This is a genomic window from Rhizobium sp. BK619 (genome assembly GCF_014195245.1).
Taxonomy (GTDB): Bacteria; Pseudomonadota; Alphaproteobacteria; order Rhizobiales; family Rhizobiaceae; genus Rhizobium; species Rhizobium acidisoli.
In genome coordinates, this window is sequence record NZ_JACIBH010000009.1 from 277,763 (window position 1) to 298,511 (window position 20,749).

The 20,749-nt window shown below is 61.4% G+C and carries 20 protein-coding genes; 14 read left to right on the plus strand and 6 right to left on the minus strand.

Annotation, left to right across the window (positions count from 1 at the left end; all coding sequences use genetic code 11):
- Positions 1–69: 69 nt before the first annotated feature.
- The 5 genes from FHX14_RS19015 to FHX14_RS19035 all read left to right on the plus strand — a co-directional run bounded on the left by FHX14_RS19015 (position 70) and on the right by FHX14_RS19035 (position 4,956).
- A complete protein-coding gene (locus tag FHX14_RS19015; RefSeq protein WP_184378108.1) occupies positions 70–1,056 on the plus strand; it encodes a sugar ABC transporter permease in 987 nt (328 codons plus the stop codon).
- Positions 1,056–1,886 (plus strand): carbohydrate ABC transporter permease, encoded by an 831-nt coding sequence (locus FHX14_RS19020; protein ID WP_184378109.1) that lies wholly within the window; start codon positions 1,056–1,058, stop codon positions 1,884–1,886. Before FHX14_RS19015 ends, FHX14_RS19020 begins: the two co-directional genes overlap by 1 nt.
- Before the next feature lie 11 nt (positions 1,887–1,897).
- Positions 1,898–2,965, plus strand: a complete 1,068-nt coding sequence (locus FHX14_RS19025) for an ABC transporter ATP-binding protein (protein ID WP_184378110.1) — start codon at positions 1,898–1,900, stop codon at positions 2,963–2,965.
- 18 nt (positions 2,966–2,983) lie between these two features.
- Positions 2,984–3,769 (plus strand): ThuA domain-containing protein, encoded by a 786-nt coding sequence (locus tag FHX14_RS19030; RefSeq protein WP_184378111.1) that lies wholly within the window; start codon positions 2,984–2,986, stop codon positions 3,767–3,769.
- Positions 3,770–3,918: 149 nt separating this feature from the next.
- Entirely contained in the window at positions 3,919–4,956 is a 1,038-nt protein-coding gene (locus tag FHX14_RS19035) for a Gfo/Idh/MocA family oxidoreductase (RefSeq protein WP_184378112.1), read from the plus strand.
- A gap of 74 nt (positions 4,957–5,030) precedes the next feature.
- Here FHX14_RS19035 and FHX14_RS19040 read toward each other — a convergent pair whose 3' ends face one another.
- The 6 genes from FHX14_RS19040 to FHX14_RS19065 form a co-directional block, all read right to left on the minus strand.
- On the minus strand, positions 5,031–5,423 hold the full coding sequence (locus tag FHX14_RS19040) for a DUF4112 domain-containing protein (protein WP_054185259.1): 393 nt from the start codon (positions 5,421–5,423) through the stop codon (positions 5,031–5,033).
- A gap of 168 nt (positions 5,424–5,591) precedes the next feature.
- Positions 5,592–6,659: an alcohol dehydrogenase family protein gene (locus tag FHX14_RS19045; protein WP_184378113.1), complete on the minus strand. Its 1,068-nt coding sequence runs from the start codon at positions 6,657–6,659 to the stop codon at positions 5,592–5,594.
- A 13-nt stretch (positions 6,660–6,672) separates the two neighbouring features.
- A complete protein-coding gene (locus FHX14_RS19050; RefSeq protein ID WP_184378114.1) occupies positions 6,673–8,052 on the minus strand; it encodes an aspartate aminotransferase family protein in 1,380 nt (459 codons plus the stop codon).
- Between the two features lie 93 nt (positions 8,053–8,145).
- Complete coding sequence (locus FHX14_RS19055; RefSeq protein WP_184378115.1) at positions 8,146–9,642, minus strand: NAD-dependent succinate-semialdehyde dehydrogenase; 1,497 nt, start codon at positions 9,640–9,642, stop codon at positions 8,146–8,148.
- A 119-nt stretch (positions 9,643–9,761) separates the two neighbouring features.
- A complete protein-coding gene (locus FHX14_RS19060; RefSeq protein WP_184378116.1) occupies positions 9,762–10,259 on the minus strand; it encodes an Lrp/AsnC family transcriptional regulator in 498 nt (165 codons plus the stop codon).
- Between the two features lie 33 nt (positions 10,260–10,292).
- Positions 10,293–10,895 carry an amino acid synthesis family protein gene (locus FHX14_RS19065; RefSeq protein WP_184378117.1) on the minus strand — a complete coding sequence of 201 codons (603 nt, stop codon included), beginning with the start codon at positions 10,893–10,895 and terminating at the stop codon, positions 10,293–10,295.
- Between the two features lie 290 nt (positions 10,896–11,185).
- Here FHX14_RS19065 and FHX14_RS19070 point away from each other — a divergent pair, with 290 nt between their 5' ends.
- The 9 genes from FHX14_RS19070 (at position 11,186) to FHX14_RS19110 (ending at position 20,725) form a co-directional block, all read left to right on the plus strand.
- Positions 11,186–12,988 carry a helix-turn-helix domain-containing protein gene (locus FHX14_RS19070; RefSeq protein ID WP_184378118.1) on the plus strand — a complete coding sequence of 601 codons (1,803 nt, stop codon included), beginning with the start codon at positions 11,186–11,188 and terminating at the stop codon, positions 12,986–12,988.
- A 165-nt stretch (positions 12,989–13,153) separates the two neighbouring features.
- Positions 13,154–14,146, plus strand: coding sequence for a flavin reductase (locus FHX14_RS19075; RefSeq protein WP_183690319.1), 993 nt, complete (start codon positions 13,154–13,156; stop codon positions 14,144–14,146).
- Position 14,147: 1 nt separating this feature from the next.
- A complete protein-coding gene (locus FHX14_RS19080) occupies positions 14,148–15,662 on the plus strand; it encodes an aldehyde dehydrogenase (RefSeq protein WP_184378119.1) in 1,515 nt (504 codons plus the stop codon).
- A gap of 39 nt (positions 15,663–15,701) precedes the next feature.
- Positions 15,702–16,778 carry an LLM class flavin-dependent oxidoreductase gene (locus FHX14_RS19085; RefSeq protein WP_183690315.1) on the plus strand — a complete coding sequence of 359 codons (1,077 nt, stop codon included), beginning with the start codon at positions 15,702–15,704 and terminating at the stop codon, positions 16,776–16,778.
- A 1-nt stretch (position 16,779) separates the two neighbouring features.
- The gene (locus FHX14_RS19090; RefSeq protein ID WP_184378120.1) at positions 16,780–17,589 is read left to right on the plus strand and encodes an alpha/beta fold hydrolase; all 810 of its coding nucleotides are present in this window, start codon (positions 16,780–16,782) and stop codon (positions 17,587–17,589) included.
- Entirely contained in the window at positions 17,582–17,971 is a 390-nt protein-coding gene (locus FHX14_RS19095) for a carboxymuconolactone decarboxylase family protein (protein ID WP_012556270.1), read from the plus strand. The genes FHX14_RS19090 and FHX14_RS19095 overlap by 8 nt, the downstream gene beginning before the upstream one ends.
- 144 nt (positions 17,972–18,115) lie before the next feature.
- A complete protein-coding gene (locus FHX14_RS19100) occupies positions 18,116–18,949 on the plus strand; it encodes a transporter substrate-binding domain-containing protein (protein WP_184378121.1) in 834 nt (277 codons plus the stop codon).
- 61 nt (positions 18,950–19,010) lie between these two features.
- The gene (locus tag FHX14_RS19105; protein WP_184378122.1) at positions 19,011–19,985 is read left to right on the plus strand and encodes an amino acid ABC transporter permease; all 975 of its coding nucleotides are present in this window, start codon (positions 19,011–19,013) and stop codon (positions 19,983–19,985) included.
- On the plus strand, positions 19,982–20,725 hold the full coding sequence (locus FHX14_RS19110; RefSeq protein ID WP_012556273.1) for an amino acid ABC transporter ATP-binding protein: 744 nt from the start codon (positions 19,982–19,984) through the stop codon (positions 20,723–20,725). Before FHX14_RS19105 ends, FHX14_RS19110 begins: the two co-directional genes overlap by 4 nt.
- Positions 20,726–20,749: the final 24 nt, after the last annotated feature.

A 20,749-nucleotide genomic window follows, 5' to 3' on the forward strand; every position in this document is an offset into this window, starting at 1 on the left:
CTATCGGGACCGGCGGCTGTCAAGCCGTCGGTCCGGTCTTCGGTCTGAGTCAACGAGGAGGGGCGTTTCATGACGGAAATCGTAGTTCCACAAGCGATTGAACGAAGGCTTTCCAAGCTCAGAGCCTCTACGGAGCTGCAATCCGAACGCATTCGATCTGCCTGGATGTTTCTGGCGCCGACGCTGTTGATCCTGGCGATCGTCGCCGGATGGCCGCTGTTCAGAACGATCTATTTCAGCTTTACCAATGCGTCGCTCAACGACCTTGGCAATGCGCAGTTCGTCGGCTTTTCCAATTATCTGTCGTGGGTGACGCTGAAGAGCGGAAGGACCGTCTATCGCGGGCTGCTTGCCGATCCGGTCTGGTGGCATGCCGTCTGGAATACCGCCAAGTTCACCGTCCTTTCGGTCGTCATCGAGACCGTGCTCGGACTGATCGTCGCCCTGGTACTGAATGCCCGGTTCGTCGGACGTGGGGTCGTACGGGCCGCAATCCTCATTCCTTGGGCGATCCCAACGATCGTCTCGGCCAAGATGTGGGCTTGGATGCTCAACGACCAGTTCGGTATCTTGAATGAGATTCTGCTCGGCTTCGGGCTGATCAGCGAGAAGATTGCCTGGACCGCCAATCTGGAAACGGCGATGATCGCGGTGCTGATCGTCGACGTCTGGAAGACGACGCCTTTCATGGCGCTTCTGATCCTTGCGGGACTGCAGATGGTTCCGGGCGATATCTATGAAGCCGCCAAGATCGACGGCGTCAATCCGATCAAGGTGTTCTGGCGTCTGACGCTGCCGCTGATCCGACCGGCCATCATGGTTGCCGTGATCTTCCGGATGCTGGATGCGATGCGCATCTTCGATCTGATCTATGTTTTGACGCCCAACAATGCGCAGACGAAAACCATGTCGGTGATGGCGCGCGAGAACCTGTTCGACTTCGACAAATTCGCCTACGGCGCCACCGCCTCAACGGTGCTTTTCCTGATCATTGCCTCCGTCACCGTCCTTTATATCTGGTTCGGCCGCGTCAAGCTCGGTGGGGAGGAACGCTGATGCTGCTTTCGATCACCAAAAACACGCTCTTCTACCTGCTCGTCACGATCATCGTCATTATTGCGGTGTTTCCGTTCTACTATGCCATCCTGACGAGCCTGAAGACTGGCACGGCGCTTTTCCAAGTCGATTACTGGCCGACCTCGATCTCTTTCGCCAACTACACTTCCGTGATGGGCCAAGGCGGGTTCGTTCGCAGTCTTGCGAATTCTGCGATGGTCGCCTGCGTTGTGGTTTCCGCATCGCTGTTGCTTTCGATCACCGCCGCATTCGCGTTGGCGCGGGTGAATTTCCGCGGGCGGGCGCTGTTGATGCTGACCATCCTCTCGGTGTCGATGTTTCCCCAGATCGCCGTTCTTGCCGGCCTCTTCGAACTCATTCGCTGGTTCGGCATTTTCAACACGCCTTTCGCGCTGATCTTCTCCTACACGATCTTCACCCTGCCGTTCACCGTCTGGGTGCTGACGACCTTCATGCGGGAATTGCCGATCGAGATCGAGGAGGCGGCGATCGTCGATGGCGCCTCGCCATGGGTCATTATCACCCAGGTGTTCATGCCGTTGATGTGGCCGGCGCTGGTGACGACCGGGCTGCTTGCTTTCATCGCCGCGTGGAACGAGTTCCTTTTTGCGCTGACATTCACGTCATCGGATACGCAGCGAACCGTCCCGGTGGCCATTGCCCTGCTGTCGGGCAACAGCGAATTCGAGATCCCCTGGGGCAACATCATGGCGGCGTCGGTCATCGTCACCGTCCCGGTTGTCGTGCTTGTTTTGATATTCCAGCGCCGGATCATTTCCGGGCTGACCGCCGGCGGCGTCAAGGGTTGAGGGAGTAGGACATGGCAGAAATCCGACTGGAGAACATCCGTAAGAGCTTCGGTGCTTTCGAGGTGATCAAGGGCGTGACGATGGACATCCGCAGAGGTGAATTCATGGTGTTCGTGGGACCGTCGGGATGCGGCAAGTCCACGCTGCTCCGGCTTATCTCCGGCCTGGAGGACATTACGTCAGGAACCCTCTCCTTTGACAGCACGACGGTGAACCAGCACGCGCCATCGAAGCGAGGGATCGCCATGGTGTTCCAGTCCTATGCGCTCTATCCGCATATGACCGTCTTCGACAACATGGCTTTCGGCATGAAACTGTCCGGGCGCACCAGAGACGAATGCCGCCAGCGTGTTGAAGAGGCGGCCGGCATGCTGCAGCTCTCACCCTATTTGGATCGCTTGCCGCGCCAGCTTTCCGGCGGCCAGCGCCAGCGCGTCGCAATCGGCCGGGCGATCGTCCGCGATCCCAAGGTCTTTCTTTTCGACGAGCCGCTGTCCAACCTCGATGCGGCGCTTCGCGTCGCGACCAGGCTGGAAATCGCCAAGCTTCATCGCAGCATGCACAACACGACGATGATCTATGTGACTCATGATCAGGTCGAGGCGATGACGCTGGCCGATCGGATCTGTGTGTTGAGGGACGGCGTCGTCGAGCAGATCGGTACGCCGCTCGAACTTTACGAAAGCCCCAATTCGCTCTTCGTTGCCGGCTTCATCGGTTCGCCGAAAATGAACTTCCTGTCGGGCGGGCTGGCACAGCCCTATGACAGCCATACAATCGGCGTGCGCGCAGAGCATGTTCGCATCACGGCCGAGTCGCCGGTTTGGAGCGGCACGGTCATTCATTCGGAAATCCTCGGCTCCGATAGCTTTGTCTATGTGGATATCGGCGCGGATGAGCCGCTCATCGTGCGGGAGGCCGGTGTCTCCCGTCACGAGCCAGGCCAGACGCTTGGCCTTGCACCGCTTGCCGGCCATGTCCACCGTTTCGACCGCTCAGGCCGGGCGCTGAGCGGGCATCCCTGCAGGCTGCCTGATCTTCCCAGGGTCGATGCTCTTCCCAAGGCGCGATCCGTTTAACCACCAGGAGTAAACAACGTGACCATTCGCACCATTGTCTGGGGTGAAAACATCCACGAGACTACCAATGAAATTGTCCGCGGCATCTATCCCGAGGGCATGCACACGGCGATTGCCAATGCTTTGAATACCGACCCCGGGATTTCGGCGACGACGGCGACGCTGCAGGAGCCGGAACACGGGCTGGGCGAAGCCCGCCTTGCCGAAACCGATGTGTTGACCTGGTGGGGCCACAAGGATCATGGCGCCGTCTCCGACATCGTCGTCGAGCGGGTCGCCAAGCGCGTCTGGGAAGGCATGGGCCTGTTGGTGCTGCATTCCGGCCATTTCTCGAAGATCTTCAAACGGCTGATGGGCACGCCCTGCGCGCTGAAATGGCGCGAGGCGGGCGAGCGCGAGCGGCTGTGGACGATCAACCCGCGCCATCCGATCGCCGCCGGCATCGGCGAGCATTTCGAGCTGGAGAACGAGGAGATGTACGGCGAGCAGTTCTCGGTGCCGGAGCCGCTCGAAACGGTGTTCATCTCCTGGTTCCAGGGCGGTGAAGTGTTCCGCTCCGGCCTGACCTGGCGGCGCGGCGCCGGCAACATCTTCTATTTCCGCCCCGGCCACGAGACCTATCCGACCTATCACGACGCCACCGTCCAGAAGGTGCTGATCAACGGCGTCAAATGGGCGTACAACCCGCAAGGGTCGTTGACTGGCATTACCGACGCCCCAAATGTGCCGGTAGAAAAGGCACTGGAGCCGATCGTCGAACGCGGCCCGAAACTGCACCAGGCCGGCGAAGCCGGCTACCGCTGAGGCGCTGAGACACCTTACTCGCGTGGACGCCAAGACAGGGGATTGGCCTGGAAGAAACGGGCCGATCTCTTTCTTGGCAAGAGCGTCGGGCGCTTGCGACAGACGACCGATTTTGCTGCCAACAATTCGATAAACAAATGAGGACAAAGATGCGCTTGATCATTCTCGGAACCGGAGGATGGGCAAATACCCATGCCATGAATTTCTCGGAAATCGCCGGCGTCAAAATTGTTGCCGCCGTCGATACGGACGAGGTCCGGCTGCGGGCTTTCGCGCTCAGGCATGCTATCCCGCTGACGTTCACATCGCTCGATGATGCCCTTGCTTGGGGAGAATTTGATGCGGTGACCAATGTGACGCCGGATCGCGCCCACTATTCCACGACGATGAAATTACTTCGCGCCGGCAAGCATGTGCTCTGCGAGAAGCCGCTGGCGGTGAACTACGGCGAGGCCAAGGAGATGGCCGACGCCGCGGCGGCGTCCGGCAAGGTCACGATGGTAAACCTGACATATCGCAATGTCGCGCCGCTGCAAGCAGCGCGGAAGATGGTGCTCGACGGTCGCCTCGGCGCGATCCGGCACTTCGAAGCCTCCTATCTGCAAAGCTGGTTGGTCTCCAAGGCCTGGGGCGACTGGACGAAGGAATCGCAATGGCTTTGGCGGCTGTCGACGAAACACGGCTCCAACGGTGTGCTGGGTGATGTCGGTATCCATATTCTCGACTTCGCGGTTTTTGCCGCCGGAAGCGACGTCAAGGCGGCGGCATCGCATCTTAAAGTATTCGACAAAAGTCCTGGGAACCGGATCGGGGAATACGACCTCGATGCAAATGACAGTTTCCTGATGATGGCTGAACTCGAAAACGGTGCGGCCGGCGTCATCCATGCAACGCGCTGGGCGACCGGCCATCTGAACGAATTGCGGCTGCGCCTGCATGGAGACAAGGGTGCGCTGGAGGTGGTGCATACGCCTGAGGGCTCGACGCTCAGGACCTGTGAAGGCGCCGACGCCGACAAGGCGATCTGGCGCAAGATCGAAGTCGAACCGGTCATCACCAATTTCCAGCGATTTGCCAACGCCGTGCGAAAAGGACAGCCGGACGAACCGGGTTTCGGCCACGCTGCCAAGCTGCAATTTGTTCTTGATCACGCGGTGAAGACGGCGGGCGCTTTGACTGAGCTTTAGAGTCTGTTGGTCGATCGGCGTCGGGTCTCGTGGAGGCCCCTCGCCAAGGAAACAGCACTGGGCGGCCGGCCCCGTCAAATTCGGCGGTTCAGCTCGTCTTCGCTGACGCCGAAATGGTCGAGGATGATGCCGACGTTGCGGCGATGAGACTTGAAATAGACGTCGAAGAGATCGCCGATCAGCGGAACTGTGCCGCAGGCGGCGTCGACACCGAGATTGGCGGCCATGCGGGCGAGTTTGTGGCCGGGAAGGCCAAGCCGCCTTGCCTCATCGATGATGAAAAGACCGATGAGGGATCCGGCAATGTCGCCGACGGCCGGGATGAGGCCGAGGACCGAGTCCGCGCCGATCCGTACACCGATGACCGGCAATCGAACGGCCGTATCCATCAGACGGGCTATGCCGACAGCGCGCCGAATTCGCCCGAGTTCGGCGGAGGTGAGGTATGTCGTCTTGCCCGTGTCCATGGCCGTGAAACGCCGCAAAACCGATAAGGTTCGCCTGCCGCGCGACAAGCGATCGCGCTTATCTCTAAAGCATGTCGCGCAAAAGTGCGCAGCGGTTTTGCGAAAACGACATGCGCAAAAACAAAGAGCTAAAGCGCGGGGAGCGAATCTGAAAGATCGCGACGCGCTTTAGTCCGGAACCACGACCAGTTTGCCGACAAAATTCTTCGCCATGAAATCGGTCTGGGCGCGGTGGAATTCCGACAGCGGATAGACGCCGCCGACGAGCGGCCGGATCTTCCGGCTTTCGATATAGCCGACGAGCCGGCGGAAATCGGCGCGGCTTCCCTGGCTGGAGCCGTGCAGCTCCAATTGCTTCAGATACATCGTCCTGAGGTCGAGTTGGACGACCGGGCCGGCGATGGCGCCGGCGGTGGTATAGCGGCCTTCGGGGCGCAGGATCTTCAGGAGGTCATTGAACAGCGGCCCGCCGACGAGATCGGCGACGACGTCGATCGGCTGGCCACGGCTGGCGGAATGCACGGCTTCGACTAGATCGCCCTTGCCGCGGGTCACCACAGCTTCGGCGCCGATCTCGAGGATTGCCGCCTCCTTGCCGGGACCGGCGACCGCGATCGGGATGGCGCCGCGGGCGCGCGCCAGCTGGATGATCGCCGAGCCGACGCCGCCCGAGGCGCCGGTGACGAGGACGCGTTCGCCGGCGGCAAGCCTTGCCCGCTCCAGCATGCGTTCGCCGGTCAGATAGGCGCAGCAGAAGGTGGCGAGTTCGACGTCGGTCAGATCGGTCGCGACGACATGGGCGTTCTCAGCCGGCAGCGCCATATATTCGGCATAACCGCCATCGCGGCCATGGCCCATATAGTCGATGTCGGCAAGGCTGTCGTCGTCGCGGTTGTAGATCGAGAAATCGACCATGACACGTTCGCCGATGCGTGCCGGATCGACGCCGGCGCCGACGTCAACGATATGGCCGACCGTATCGGTGCCCTGAATGCGCGGGAAGCTCAGCGTATTGCCCTGCCGGCGCCAGGTGGAGACGGCGGAGGGGTCGTCCTCTGTACCGTAAGCGCCCTGGCGTACCCAGACATCGGTGTTGTTCATGCCGCAGGCGGTGACCCGGATCAGAACCTCGCCGTCGGCGGGCGTCGGGACGGGCGCGTCCCTGACATAGACGAGCTTCTCCAACCCGCCATGGCCGGTGAGCAGAACGGCCGCCATCTTTTCCGGGATCGTCATACCGCGCTTCTCCTCAGATGGTCTTGAAGACGGTTTCGATGGCGTCGGCCGCGGCCTTGACGACGATATCGGCCTCCTCGCGTGTCAGGCAGAGCGGCGGAGCGAAGCCGAGGATATCGCCCTGCGGCATGGCGCGGCCGATGACGCCGCGTTCGAGAAGGGCGGTGGCGACCTGCGGGCCGATCTTGCGGCCGGCATCGAAGAATTTTCGGTCGTCCTTGTCCTCGACGAATTCGACCGCCGCCATCAGTCCGTCGCCGCGGACCTCCCCGACATTGCGGTGGCTGCCCACCGCTTTTGCCAGTTCCGAGCGGAAATAGCCGCCGGTCGCGCCGGCATTTTCGACGAGGCCGAGTTCGTCGATCAGTTCGAGATTGGCAATGCCGGCGGCAGCACAGATCGGATGGGCGGAATAGGTCCAGCCGTGGCCGATCGCCCCCATCTCGTCGGAGCCTTGCACCAGCACCTGCCACATCTTGCTCGAAACGATTGTGCCGGAAAGCGGAGCATAGGCCGAGGTCAGGCCCTTGGCGATGGTGATCAGGTCCGGCTTCATGCCGTAATGATCCGAGCCGAACATCGTGCCGAGACGGCCGAAGCCGGTGACGACTTCGTCGGCGACAAGCAGGATGTCGTATTTGTCGAGCACGGCCTGGATCTTCTGCCAGTAGCCTTTCGGCGGCGGCACGATGCCGCCGGTGCCGAGGATGGGTTCGCCGATGAAGGCGGCGATCGTGTCCGGGCCATCGGCGAGGATCATCTCCTCGAGCCTGTCGGCGCAATATTGCGAGAACTGTTCCTCGTCCATCGAGCGGTCGGGCCGGCGGAAATAATAGGGCGCTTCGGTGTGAAGGATCGGCGCGCGCGGCAGGTCGAAGGCATTGTGGAAGAGTGCCAGGCCGGTGAGGCTGCCGGTCATGACGCCGGAGCCGTGATAACCGCGCCAGCGCGAAATGATCTTCTTCTTCTCCGGCCGGCCGAGGATGTTGTTGTAATACCAGATGAGCTTGATGTTGGTCTCGTTGGCGTCCGAGCCCGACAGGCCGAAATAGACGCGGCTCATGCCCTCAGGCGCACGATCGATGATCATCTTCGAAAGCGTGATCGAGGCCTCGGTGCCGTGGCCGACATAGGCGTGGTAATAGGCGAGGTTTTTTGCCTGTTCGGCGATCGCGTCGGCGATCTTCTGGCGGCCATAGCCGACATTGACGCAATAGAGCCCGGCAAAGGCGTCGAGGCTTGTCCGCCCTGTCGTGTCGGTGATGTATACGCCTTCGCCGCCGGCGACGACGCGGGTCGGCGTCTCGCCGCGGGCGTGCATGCCCATATGGGTGGAGGGATGGAAGAAGTGATCGCGGTCCCAGGCGGTGAGTTCGTTGCTTTTGTCGAGCATGTCCTGTCCTCTTTTTGAAATGGGCGGTTAGTGCAGGTCGCCCGGAAGTGTGCCGCGGTTCCGGGATAACGACATGCATAAAAACAAAGAGCTTTAAGCGGCGGTGTCGATGCAGAGATATTTGAGCTCGGTGAAGGCCTCGAGCCCATGGCGAGAGCCCTCGCGGCCGAGGCCGGACTGCTTCCAGCCGCCGAAGGGAATAGGGCCGCCGGTGATCTTCACGCGGTTGACCGCCACCATGCCGTATTCCAGCGCGCGGCCGAGGCGCATCTGGCGGGCGCCATTTTCGGTGACGATATAGGCGACAAGGCCGTATTCGGTATCATTGGCGCGGGCGACGACCTCTTCTTCCGTGTCGAAGGTGGTCAGCGCCGCCACAGGCCCGAACGTCTCCTCGCGCATGATCAGCGCATTTGCCGGCACATCCGTCAGAAGCGTCGGCTCGTAGAAGAGCCGGCCGGCCTTATGGCGTTTGCCGCCGGTGACGAGGCGCGCGCCCCGCGCCAGCGCGTCGGCGACCTGCTCCTCGACCTTGACGACGGCGCGCTCATGCATCAGCGGTCCGATCTCGGCGCCGTCCTCGAGCCCGGCGCCGACCTTCAGCTCCTCGATGCGGGCGGCAAAAGCCTTGGCGAAGGCATCGGCGATGCCGAGCTGGACGAAGATGCGGTTGGCGGCAAGGCAATCCTGGCCCGACGTAGCAAACTTGGCATCGACGGCGATCTCCACCGCCTTGTCGATATCGGCATCGTCGAAGACGATCAGCGGAGCGTGGCCGCCGAGTTCCATCACCAGCCGCTTCAGGGTCGGCGCGCATTGGCTGACAATAAGCTTGCCGATGCTTGTCGAACCGGTAAAGCTCAATGCACGTACCCGGCTGTCTTCACAGACGGCGCCCACAATCGGCGCGGCTTGGCCGGTCACGACATTGAAGACACCTGGGGGAATGCCGGCCCGCTCGCCGAGTTCGGCAAGAGCAAGTGCGGAAAGCGGCGTCTCGGAGGACGGGTGAGCGACGACCGTGCAGCCGGCGGCAAGGGCGGCGGCAGCCTTGCGCGTGACCATGGCCGAGGGAAAATTCCAGGGCGTGACGATGCCGACAACGCCGAGCGCCTCGCGCCGGACGATCATCTCCGCGCCCGGCAGATGGCTCGTGACGCTTTCGGCATTCAGCCGCTTGCCTTCCTCGGCATACCATTCGAGGAAAGAGGCGGCATAGTCGATTTCGCCGCGCGATTCCGAAAGTGGCTTACCTTGTTCGAGCGTCATGAGCAGCGCCAGATCCTCCTTGGCCGCAAGCATCAACTCGTGCCACTTCCGCAGGATCGCCGCCCGGTTCTGCGGCAGCATGGCGCGCCAGGCGGCAAAAGCCTCTGACGCTGCATCGATCGCCGCCTCTGTCTCGTCCGTGCCAAGGCTTGCAACCCAAGCCAGCGTCGCGGAGGAGGCCGGATCGGTAACTTCGAAACTCTCACCGGTTTTGCCGGCGATCCAGCGGCCGCCGACATAGGCGAGATCGCGCAGGAGATGGCGGTCGGAAAGCCGCGACAGCGCGTCATGATAGGCGGGGCGGGCAAAAACGGCGGTCATGTCCAATCTCCTCGTGGCGGTGATGCAAGTCTTCCACAGGAGCGGACGAGAGATTGTCCTTTGGCGATGGCGAAAAGAGAGAAACGGTCTAAACCACAGCCGCCGGATAGAGAGATTGTCTACAAAGCGCTCTGGTCCTCGTCGGATGCCGCAAAGGAAGAGACCGGAAGCACCGTTTCCTCCTTCACCGTCTTGGTGACGATATAGGTGAAGTAGCGGTCGATGCCGAGTTCTCGATCGAGAAGACCGTCGACCAGCCGCTGATAGGCGTCGATATCGGCTGCCATGATCTTCAGGATGTAATCGACGCCGCCGCCGACCGACCAGCAGGCGACGATCTCCGGGATTGCGGCAACGGCGCGCTCGAAGCGCTCGAAATCCGACTGGCGATGGTTGGCGAGGGTCACCTCCATCATCACGCTGGCGACCGGCGCGATGCGCCGCGGGGCGATGCGGGCGTGGTATCCGGTGATGATCCCTGCTTTTTCGAGCTTGCGCAGCCGCATCCAGCACGGCGTCGGCGACAGGCCCGCCTTTTCGGCCAGTGCCAGCTTGGTGATGCGGCCGTCGCGCTGGACGGCGTCGAGAATGCGCAGATCGATGGCGTCGAACTTCATCCTACCTCCCGCCAAGATCAGCGCCTGCGCTCGTCAAATGCCCGAGAAGGTCTCCGCCTTTTCCGCTTCCATCTCTGCGATATCCTGGAAGCGGTCGGCGATGCGCGCATGTGCGCGACCGCTATCCGAAGCGCCGATCGCCACGATGATCTCGTCGGGACCAGGCGCGTCGGCAATCTGGAAATTGGCAGTCAGGAAATGCGATCGCTTGCCGTTTTCGCTTTTGTGCATCATCGGCAAGGAGAGGAGAGCCCCCGGTGCATTGCGCGTGTTGGCAAATTCGAGATAGTTCGTGCCGCCGATCGCTTCGCGGAAAGGATTGCCGAAACGCAGTGTGTGGATCATTGCCGAGGCATGCTCGATTTCGCCATTGATTCCGACCGCCGCCGCTTTCCCGCAAGCCTCTATCTGCTCGGGGCCTATCTGGCGCAACAGCCGACTGGTCATTTCGTGGCTGAGCTTGCCGGCAATGCGGATGATCTCTGGCCTGAGATCTTCGACAAAACCGCGGCCGGCCCAGGGATTTTGGATCACGGCCGCGACCACGACGATATTGACGGGGCGCGACGCGGCCCTGCCGCCTTCGACGAGGGTCTCTTCCAGGAAGGTGGTGAATTTTCTAATGCCGAGGCTCATGTTGAAAACCGCTGAAAAGGGAAAACTTGCGCTAGGCTACAGCGGCGCCGGAAAATTTCTTCCTCCGTTCGAAGGAAGAGGCTGCGGAAAGATCCTACGAAAGCAAGCAGGCTCCAGTAATGCATCACGTGACGTACGCGACATGCAATCGGCAAAAGCGACCATAGCCGAATTGGAAGGCGTTCCTACGTGTCGCCGGAAGACAGATCAAATTGCTTCCTATGAAACCAAGTAGATTTGTCCGCTGAGCGCGCGCATACTCGCTGATCGATGTCAACGAGGCGAAATGGTTGGATCAGAGGTCCCGTGTACTGTCGCTGCGAGACGTCGCCAGCCAAATTAACAGCGGCGGCGATCTCCAGGCCATTCTCCAGCAGCTGATTGCCGCCGCCTGCCGCCATGCCGATTGGGCGTTGGGATCGATCATGAGCATCGACGCCGCGCATGGTTACGCCTATGTCATCGTACGCTACGATCCGACACTGATTGAACGGCAGCTGCCGGACAAATGGGAGTTGGCGACAAGCCCGTCGTTAATCGCTCTGCAGCGAAACGAGCCCGTCTATATCCCCGATGCCCGCGAGTCTGCCGAGTTCCCCGGCTATCGGGCGGAAGCCTTCGAGCGTGACTACCGCACCGTCTTGGTTTTGCCCATGAACTGCAAGGATGCGGAAGGCCGCCCGATGGTCCTCAGCGTCATCGCCCGACAGATCACCGAAGTATCGGAAGACGATCTCGCCTTCCTCGGCACCATCATTCATCTGGGTGCAATTGCCGTGGAGCGCGAACACCGGCTTGAAGCAGAGAAGCGGTCAGCGCAGCGGCTCGAGAAAGCCCTGAAAGCGCATACCTCGCTGCTCGAGCATGTGCTGAGCGACGGGTCGGTCGCACCGCTTTCGGCGATGGTTGGAATGATGCTTTCGAACCCGACGGTGGTGATCGACTTTACCGCCAATCAGGTGATCGCCGGGCGCCCGCCGAACGCACTATACGATGAGACCTCCTGGCCGGAAGCCGCTTCGACCACTCTCGCCCGGCCGCTGATGAAGGCGGCGCGCGATGCAGTCGAACACGGCATAACCAATGCGGCCAACCTGTTTCTCGACGACGGGGCGCAACGGTTCAGGATTTCAGCCCGCATCGAGGCGCTGATGGTCGACAATCAGTTGGTCGGAGCGCTGGTCATCTTCCCAACCTCCCGGGAATTCAGCGATCTCGACCTACTCATGCTCGACAGCGCCAAATTCGCGCTCAGCGTCCAGATGATGCGCAGCTTCATCCGGTTCCGTTTCGAAACCCGCACTCAGACCGAACTGTTCTTCGAGATCGTCGAAGCCCGGTGGCGGGACGCCGGCGATATTGCTCAGCGGGCTCAGCGCCTCGGACTGAGCTTCGCCATCCCGCAGCAAATCATTGTCGTCGATTTCCCCGACAAGACGAAAGCCTACGGCGGAGCTTCCGTCGATGTCGACCATACGCTGACGCGCATCATGCAACAGGCCTCGTTGCAGGCGAACCTGGTCGCGATCGACGGCGGCGTCGTCTGTCTCATGCCTTATGACACGAGCAAGCGTCAGGAGCGCACGGGGAAGCTCACCCGCCGCATCGCCGAGGAACTCGGCCGCTATTTCGGCGAAGCGCCGGTTGTCGTCGCAGGCAACCGCTGCGACGCGTTACCCGACTACCCTGCAGCTTGGGAGCGGTGCAGCCGTATGATCCGCATCGCCCGCTCCTACGGATTGACCGGTGCTGTCTCGGTCCAGGACTTCGGGCCGCTTCCGATGTTGGTCGCGGCCTCGGAAGCTGGAGACGTGCGCAGCTTTGTCCATGAAAGCGTCGGCGCCATTGCCGAGCACGATCGGGAAAACGGCACGCCATATATGGAAACGCTCTCCATTTATCTGCAGGAGGGGTGCCGCAGCCAGGCTTGCGCCGATACGATGGGACTGCATGTTACGACGCTGCGCTACCGGCTGTCGCGCATTCAGGACCTCTTCGGCGTCGATGTCGAGACTCCGGAAAAGCGTTTCGCCGTCGAATTGGCGATCCGTCTGCACGGCGTCATCGACAATCGCTCGCCCGCTCAAAGGTAGTTGTCCATCCCTCATAATTGCTCGGTCGGGACTCCGCCCCCTGCGCCGCCTTTTGTCTCCTCTGGATCGAGGCAGAAGTTTTGCGACCCATCCTGCGAAGCCGAGGAAGAACAGCCGAAGCGGCAGCGATAGCCTCCTTTCACCAAACAGAGGAGGCGTAAAGGCATGGCGGAGACAGCGGCAGGGATGGATGCCCCGATCGACCCGATCGCACTGCGCCGGGCCTTTGGAACCTTCGTGACGGGCGTAACCGTCATCACCACGCGCGACGAGGACGGGACCCCGCGCGGCATGACCGCGAATTCATTCACATCCGTGTCGCTCGATCCGCCGTTGCTCCTGGTCTGCATCGCGAAGGCAGCCTCCAGCTATCAGGCCTTCACCACTTCCGGCTGCTTCGCGGTCAATATCCTTCACGAAGGGCAGGTCGATATCTCGGGCACCTTTGCCTCCAAGTCTCCGGACAAGTTCCAGTCCGTCACCCACGATCATATCCATACCGGCGCACCCGTGCTGACCGACAGCCTCACCTGGTTCGACTGCACGACCTATAGTGCCGTCGATGCAGGTGACCATTCGGTGCTGATCGGCCAGGTCCGCGCTTTCGGCACCAGCCCAACCGCACCGCTCGGCTTTTGTCGCGGTCGTTACGCCAGCATCAAGGATCCGCTACCGTCGGGCTGGCTTGCCTCGCATGGGATGATCATCGGCTATCTGATCGAGGCTGGCGGCGGCCTGCTGCTGCGCTCGGACGGCAAGGGCGGCTGGGTGCTACCTTCGGCCCGTCGCCGCAAGGCGGACAGCCAGCTGGTTGTCGAGGGCGGCGATGCGCTTCGGCTGATGCCGGAAGAGACCTTCCTCTATTCCGTCTTTGACGTCGCCGACAGCGACCCCGGCTATCTCGTTTACCGCGCCCGGCTGGCAGGCGAGGGGGCAGGCATCAGCTTGCCTGCCGATCTCCGCTTCTTCGGCATCGACGATCTGCCCTACGAGGCGATCGCCACCCATGAATTGCGTTCCATGCTGCGGCGCTATGTGCGTGAGCGGCAGGCGGGCCGGTTCGGCATCTACATGGATTCGGATGACGGCGGCCGCGTCGCGATGATCGACGGCGAAGCCCGTGCCTGGATCCAAGCCTCCCAAGACCAAGGACAGTGACATGAAGACGACAGTCAGCTCCATCGAAGGTTCGCGACAGGGCCTGTTCATCAACGGCGAGTTCGTGGCGCCCAAGGCCGGCAACTACATTGCCAGCTACGACCCGACGACCGGCGAGCGCTGGTACGATCTGGCGGAAGCCGACGCCGATGACGTCTCTGCGGCCGTTGCCGCTGCGAATGCCGCGTTTCGCAATCCCGCCTGGCGGCGGATGACGCAGACCGATCGCGGCGGCCTGGTACGCAAGCTCGCCGAACTTGTCCGCGCCAATGCCGATACGCTGGCCGAAATCGAGACCCGCGACAACGGTAAGCTTCTCAAGGAAACCCGGGCGCAGATGCGCTCGATGCCGGACAGCTATCATTATTTCGCCGGTATGGCCGACAAGCTGCAGGGCGATACGATCCCGATCAACAGGGCCGATACGCTGAACATCAACCTGCGCGAAGCGCTCGGCGTCGTCGGCATGATTACGCCCTGGAATTCGCCGCTGATGCTTTTGACCGGCACGCTGGCGCCGTGCCTGGCGATCGGCAACACCGTCGTCATCAAGCCGTCGGAACATGCGACCGCCTCGACGCTGGCGCTTGCCGAACTGATCCATGAGGCGGGCTTCCCCGCCGGGGTCGTCAACGTCGTCACCGGCACCGGCAAGAGCGCGGGTGAGGCGCTGACCCGCCACCCCGGTGTTTCAAAATATGTCTTTACCGGCAGCACTGCCACCGGCCGCCGCATCGCCGGAAATGCGGCGCAGAACCTCGTGCCCTGCTCGATGGAGCTCGGCGGAAAGTCGCCGCATGTGATCTTCGGCGATGTCGAGCTCGAGCATGCCGTCAATGGCGTCGTCTCCGGCGTGTTTGCCGCTGCCGGCCAGACCTGCGTGGCCGGTTCACGCTGCTTCGTCGAGGCCAGCATCTACGACAAGTTCATCGACGCGCTGATTGCTCGCACCGGCCGCATCCGCGTCGGTCTGCCGACGGCAGAGGATACCGATATCGGCCCGCTGGCGCTTTCCGATCAGTTGACGAAGGTCGAGGGCTATGTGGCTTCCGGCGTCAAGGAAGGCGCGAAGATCGCCGCCGGCGGGCGCCGTCCGCAGGAGGAAGGTCTGTCGCGTGCCGGCTGGTACTTCGAGCCGACGGTGATGGTCGATGTGCAGAACGACATGGGCTTCATGCGCGACGAGATTTTCGGCCCGGTCGTCGGCGTCATGCCGTTCCGCGACGAGGCCGAGATGATCGCGCTCGCTAACGACAGCCATTACGGCCTCGCTTCCGGGATTTGGACCAAGGATATCGACCGCGCCCTGCGCTTCGCCAACCAGATCGAAGCCGGCACCGTCTGGGTCAATACCTATCGCTCGGCCTCCTTCATGTCCGCCAATGGCGGCTTCAAGGAGAGCGGCTACGGGCGGCGCGGCGGCTTCGAGGTGATGTACGAATTCTCGCGGCTGAAAAACGTCATCATCGACTATTCCGGGGCGATGCAGGACCCCTTCGTCATCCGTCTGAAGTGACGGCTCAAAGAAAATAGAGCCCGAAAGGGAGGCTAGCAGATGAAATTCGCAGTATCGCTGACCATGGAACGCTTCTCGCCCGACATTCCGATGTCGACGGCCAAGAACAATCTCCTGCAATTGGCACGGATGGCCGACGAGGGCGGTTTCGAGGCGCTCTGGACTGCCGAGCACCACACGATCGAATGCACGATCTCTCCTAATCCGTTCCAGACGCTCGTCTGGCTGGCGCAGCACACGCAGCAGATCCGGCTCGGCACCTCGACGCTGGTCGCGCCCTACTGGACCCCGATCCGGCTCGCCGGCGAATCCGCGCTCTGCGATCATCTGACCAACGGCCGCCTGGAATTCGGCATTGCCCGCGGCTCCTACCAGTATGAGTTCGACCGGATGGCCGGCGGCATGCCGCAGCAGGAAGGCGTCGCCTACATGAAGGAGATCGTCCCGGCTGTGAAGAAGCTCTGGGCCGGTGACTATGCCCATGACGGGCACTATTGGAAATTCCCGACCGCCACTTCGGTGCCGAAGCCGCTGCAGCAGCCGCATCCGCCGATCTGGGTCGCGGCACGCGATCCCGGCTCCTTCGACTGGGCGATCGCCAATGGCGCCAGCATTCTCTCCACGCCTCTCTCGCAGCCGGCAGCCGAGATCCAGGTTCTGGCCGACAAGTTCAACAAGGCGGTTGCCGATCATCCCGAGGTGCCGCGCCCGCGCTTCATGATGCAGCGCCGCACCTGCGTCTACGACAAGGCCGACGGCTGGGAACTGGCGGTCAAGCACAGCATGGATTACGGCCGCGCCTTCGAAAACCTGATGCAGAATATCGGCAATGTCCGCGAAGGCTTCCCGGAAGCGGTGCCCTATGAAGCCGTCAAGGGCAAGGACAACTACAATCCGGACAATATCCGCAAGAACCTGATGTTCGGCACGCCCGACGAGGCGATCGAGAAGCTGCTGGTCTATGAAGAAGCCGGTGTCGATCAGTACTGCCTTGGCCTGACCTTCAACCTGCCCTTCGAGCTGCAGAAGCGGACGATCGAGCTGTTCGTCAAGGAAATCATGCCCTTCTTCGCCGCGCGCGAAAAGGACAAGCAGCGCAAGGCGGCGGCGGGCTGACATGGCAGAGGCACAGCGCCATACCGTCGGAGACGTGACGCTCAACTACCGCATCGACGGCAGCGGCGATCCGCTGGTCTGCATTCATGGTGTCGGCTCTTATCTTGAAGCCTGGTCGGGCGTCGTCGCGCGGCTGAAGGATCAGTTCACGGTGCTGACCTTCGATCTGCGTGGCCACGGCCATTCGAGCCGGGTCAAGGGCCGCTACGAGATCGACGATTTCGTCAACGAGGCGCTGGCCCTGGCCGACAAGGCTGGATTCCAAACCTTCAATCTCGCCGGCTTCTCGCTCGGCGGCCTGATTGCCCAGCGACTGGCGCTGACCCACCTCGACCGGTTGCGCAAGCTGGTGCTGCTGTCGACGGTCGCCGGCCGCACACGGGAGGAACGGACGCGAGTGCTGGAGCGGCTGGCGGCGCTGCAGGCTGGGACGCCCGCCGACCACCACAACGCCTCGTTGTCGCGCTGGCTGACCGAAAAATTTCAGCAGAAAAACCCCGCGGTGATCGCGCGGCTTCGTGAGCGCGATGCGGAGAATGATCCGGACTGTTACGCCGCCGCCTACCGCGTGCTGGCGGAGACGGATTTCGGTGGCTTCCTCGACCAGATCCGCTGCCCGACCCTGATTGCGACGGGCGAGGAGGATGCCGGATCCAATCCACGCATGGCCCGCTACATGCACGAGCGCATCCCGGGCTCGACGCTCAGCATCCTGCCCGGATTGCGCCATTCCATCCTGATCGAGGCGCCGGAAACGGTTGCGAATTTGATGCGCGACTTCCTGACCCGCGAGGAGACGAACCATGGATGAGACACTCAGAAAGAGCGGCGAGGCCGTCAGACGCAAGGTTCTCGGCGACGATTATGTCGACCGGGCGATGAACAATGCCGACAGCTTTTCCGCTCCGTTTCAGGACGTTCTCAACGAATATTGCTGGGGTGCGGCCTGGACCGACGAAGGGCTCGATCTCAAGCAGCGCAGCCTTCTTAATCTCGGCATGCTGGCGGCGCTCAACCGCATGCATGAATTCGGGATCCACTTTCGCGGCGCCATTCGCAACGGGCTGACGGACGACGAATTGCGGGCCGCACTCGTGCAGATCGCGGTCTATTGCGGCATTCCCGCCGGCGTAGAAGCCTTCCGGGTTGCTCGCTCCATTCGCGACGAGATGCGCCAGAAAGGAGAGGTCTGACTTCCCCGGTTTGAAGGAACGAGCGGCCGGCCGCTGCTTCCGATCGGCGGAAGACGAAAAGGCCTCTTCGACTGCAAGATTGCATGACGGTACGGGAATGAGCCCGGACCAAAAACCAAGAATGACAATAAAGGGAACCATCGCATGAACAGACTGACCAAGATGACTGCAGCTGCCGCGTCGCTCGCCCTTGTGCTGGCTGCCGTTCCGGCCAATGCCGGCGCCGTGCTCGACCGCGTGCTGGCGGCCAAGGACCTGAAGGTCGCGACCGACGCCAACTGGGCGCCGCAATCCTTCTTGAACGACAAGAACGAACTTGACGGTTTCGACATCGATGTTGCCAAGGATATCGGCAGGCGTCTCGGTGTGAAGGTCGAATTCGTAACCCCCGGCTGGGATATCATCACAGCCGGCAATTGGGCAGGCCGCTGGGACATGCATGTTGGTTCGATGACGCCGACCAAAAAGCGTGCCGAGATCTTCGACTTCCCGGCCGTTTATTATTACACGCCGGCTGCGGTTGCCGCGCACAAGGACAGCAAGGCGAGCAAGCTCGCCGATCTTGACGGCAAGGTCGTCGGCACCACGGCCACCTCCACCTTTGAAGCCTATGCGAAAGGCGATCTGACACTTGATGCCGCCGGTGCGCCTGCCTTCAAGTACGAGTTCAAGCCCAAGGAAGTGAAGTCCTACGCCAACTCGACCACCGCCTTCGATGATCTGCGCCTCGGCGACGGCACCCGTCTCGATGCAGTCGTCTCGTCGCTGCCGAGCATTCTCGATGCTGTTAAGGCCGGCTACCCGATCAAGCAGATCGGCGACCCCGTTTTCTACGAGCCGCTCGCCGTTGCAATCGAACATGGCGACAAGGAGTTCAACGACAAGATCGCCGAAGCCGTGAAGGGCATGCAGTCCGACGGCACGCTGAGCAAGCTTTCGGTAAAATGGTACGGCGTGGACTATACGGTCGTAAAATAACCGCCACCAGAACCAGACGGTCCGGACATCCGGACCGTCGATTTGCCGCAAGGGGCAAGAAATGCTTTATTCCGATACAGTCGAATCCGAAGTACTCGTCCATAAGCCGTGGTTCATCGCGACGCTGTTTGCTGTAGCGCTGGTGTTCTTCCTCATGTTCAACATGACCGGCACGGCTATGGGCGAATTGATGCGCCCGGTCATCGGCGATCCCGCAGCCAGCGGCTTTTACGGCCGCTTCGCCATCGCTTTCGTCATCGCCGTGCTGTTCGTGCTAAATGTCGTCCTGATCGGCTTTGCGTCCCTGCGGACGCAGATCGCCATTGTCTGGCTCGAACTGCTCGGCCTATTTCTGGCCTTCTTCGCCACTTTTCATCTGAGCCTGCCGTTCATCGCCGAAAAACTGCCGTTCATGATCACCCAGGGATTGGTGACGACGATCTACGTCTCTGCAGTCTCGATCGTGATCGCCTCCGCAATTGCTATATTGGGTGCTGTCGCCAAGCTCTCGACCAACGGCTTCGCCTATGCTATCGCCAGTTTCTACACCTCGTTCTTCCGCGGCCTTCCGTTGCTGATGCAGGTCTATCTGATCTACCTCGGCTTGCCGCAGCTGGGTTTCGTCATCGATGCGGTGCCCGCCGGTATTCTTGCGCTCTCGCTCTGCTACGGCGCCTATATGACCGAGATCTTCCGTTCGGGGATTCAGAGCATCGATCGCGGCCAGTGGGAGGCGTCACGCTCGATTGGTTTCGGCTTCGGCATCACCATGCGCAAGATCATCCTGCCGCAGGCATTGCCCGTCATCATTCCGCCGACCGGCAACCAGTTCATCTCGATGCTGAAGGACAGCTCACTGGTCTCCGTCATCGGCGTCTGGGAACTGATGTTCCTGGCCCGCACGCTGGGCCAGAAGACCTTCCAGCACATGGAAATGCTGATTTCCGCCGCGATGCTCTACTGGATCATGTCGATCTGCCTCGAACTCATCCAAGCGCGTATCGAGCGTCATTATGCCAGGAGCAAAGTCCGATGAACGGCGACAAGATCATTGAAGCGAAGCACGTTTCGAAGTGGTACGGCGCCTTTCAGGTGCTGAAGGATATCAATCTCACTGTCAGCAAGGGCGAGCGAATCGTCGTCTGTGGTCCTTCGGGATCAGGCAAGTCAACGCTGATCCGCTGCTTCAATCGGCTCGAAGCCCATCAGGAGGGGGAGATCACCGTCAACGGCATCACCCTGCACAACAAGATGCGCAATGTCGGCGAAGTCCGGAAGAATGTCGGCATGGTGTTCCAGCACTTCAACCTCTTCCCGCATATGACCGTGCTGATGAACTGCATGGTCGGGCCCATGTGGATCAAGGGTGTGCCGGCGGCCGAGGCGAAGAAGACGGCGCTGAAATTCCTGGAGCGTGTGCGCATCCCCGAACAGGCCAACAAATATCCGATCCAGCTGTCGGGCGGCCAGCAGCAGCGCGTCGCAATTGCCAGATCGCTTTGCATGCAGCCGGCTGTCATGCTGTTCGACGAGCCGACTTCGGCGCTTGATCCGGAAATGGTATCGGAGGTACTCGAAACCATGACCGGTCTTGCCAAGGACGGCATGACGATGGTTTGCGTCACCCACGAAATGGGCTTTGCCCGGGCCGTCGCGGACCGGGTGATCTTCATGAACACAGGCCAGATCGTCGAGCAGGGCGTGCCCAAAGAATTCTTCGACAATCCGCAGCATGAGCGGACAAAGCTGTTCCTCAGTCAAATCCTTAAGCACTAGCAACATGCGGCGGAAGCGCGGCTC

Bases quoted from the DNA above. Each gene is read 5' to 3' on its own strand.
- FHX14_RS19020 (WP_184378109.1), top strand. From the start codon at position 1,056: ATGCTGCTTTCGATCACCAAAAACACGCTCTTCTACCTGCTCGTCACG.
- FHX14_RS19105 (WP_184378122.1), top strand. From the start codon at position 19,011: ATGCTTTATTCCGATACAGTCGAATCCGAAGTACTCGTCCATAAGCCG.
- FHX14_RS19090 (WP_184378120.1), top strand. From the start codon at position 16,780: ATGGCAGAGGCACAGCGCCATACCGTCGGAGACGTGACGCTCAACTAC.
- FHX14_RS19095 (WP_012556270.1), top strand. From the start codon at position 17,582: ATGGATGAGACACTCAGAAAGAGCGGCGAGGCCGTCAGACGCAAGGTT.
- FHX14_RS19085 (WP_183690315.1), top strand. From the start codon at position 15,702: ATGAAATTCGCAGTATCGCTGACCATGGAACGCTTCTCGCCCGACATT.
- FHX14_RS19080 (WP_184378119.1), top strand. From the start codon at position 14,148: ATGAAGACGACAGTCAGCTCCATCGAAGGTTCGCGACAGGGCCTGTTC.
- FHX14_RS19110 (WP_012556273.1), top strand. From the start codon at position 19,982: ATGAACGGCGACAAGATCATTGAAGCGAAGCACGTTTCGAAGTGGTAC.
- FHX14_RS19065 (WP_184378117.1), bottom strand. From the start codon at position 10,895: ATGAGCCTCGGCATTAGAAAATTCACCACCTTCCTGGAAGAGACCCTC.
- FHX14_RS19015 (WP_184378108.1), top strand. From the start codon at position 70: ATGACGGAAATCGTAGTTCCACAAGCGATTGAACGAAGGCTTTCCAAG.
- FHX14_RS19050 (WP_184378114.1), bottom strand. From the start codon at position 8,052: ATGCTCGACAAAAGCAACGAACTCACCGCCTGGGACCGCGATCACTTC.
- FHX14_RS19055 (WP_184378115.1), bottom strand. From the start codon at position 9,642: ATGACCGCCGTTTTTGCCCGCCCCGCCTATCATGACGCGCTGTCGCGG.
- FHX14_RS19040 (WP_054185259.1), bottom strand. From the start codon at position 5,423: ATGGACACGGGCAAGACGACATACCTCACCTCCGCCGAACTCGGGCGA.
- FHX14_RS19100 (WP_184378121.1), top strand. From the start codon at position 18,116: ATGAACAGACTGACCAAGATGACTGCAGCTGCCGCGTCGCTCGCCCTT.
- FHX14_RS19035 (WP_184378112.1), top strand. From the start codon at position 3,919: ATGCGCTTGATCATTCTCGGAACCGGAGGATGGGCAAATACCCATGCC.
- FHX14_RS19045 (WP_184378113.1), bottom strand. From the start codon at position 6,659: ATGACGATCCCGGAAAAGATGGCGGCCGTTCTGCTCACCGGCCATGGC.
- FHX14_RS19060 (WP_184378116.1), bottom strand. From the start codon at position 10,259: ATGAAGTTCGACGCCATCGATCTGCGCATTCTCGACGCCGTCCAGCGC.
- FHX14_RS19025 (WP_184378110.1), top strand. From the start codon at position 1,898: ATGGCAGAAATCCGACTGGAGAACATCCGTAAGAGCTTCGGTGCTTTC.
- FHX14_RS19075 (WP_183690319.1), top strand. From the start codon at position 13,154: ATGGCGGAGACAGCGGCAGGGATGGATGCCCCGATCGACCCGATCGCA.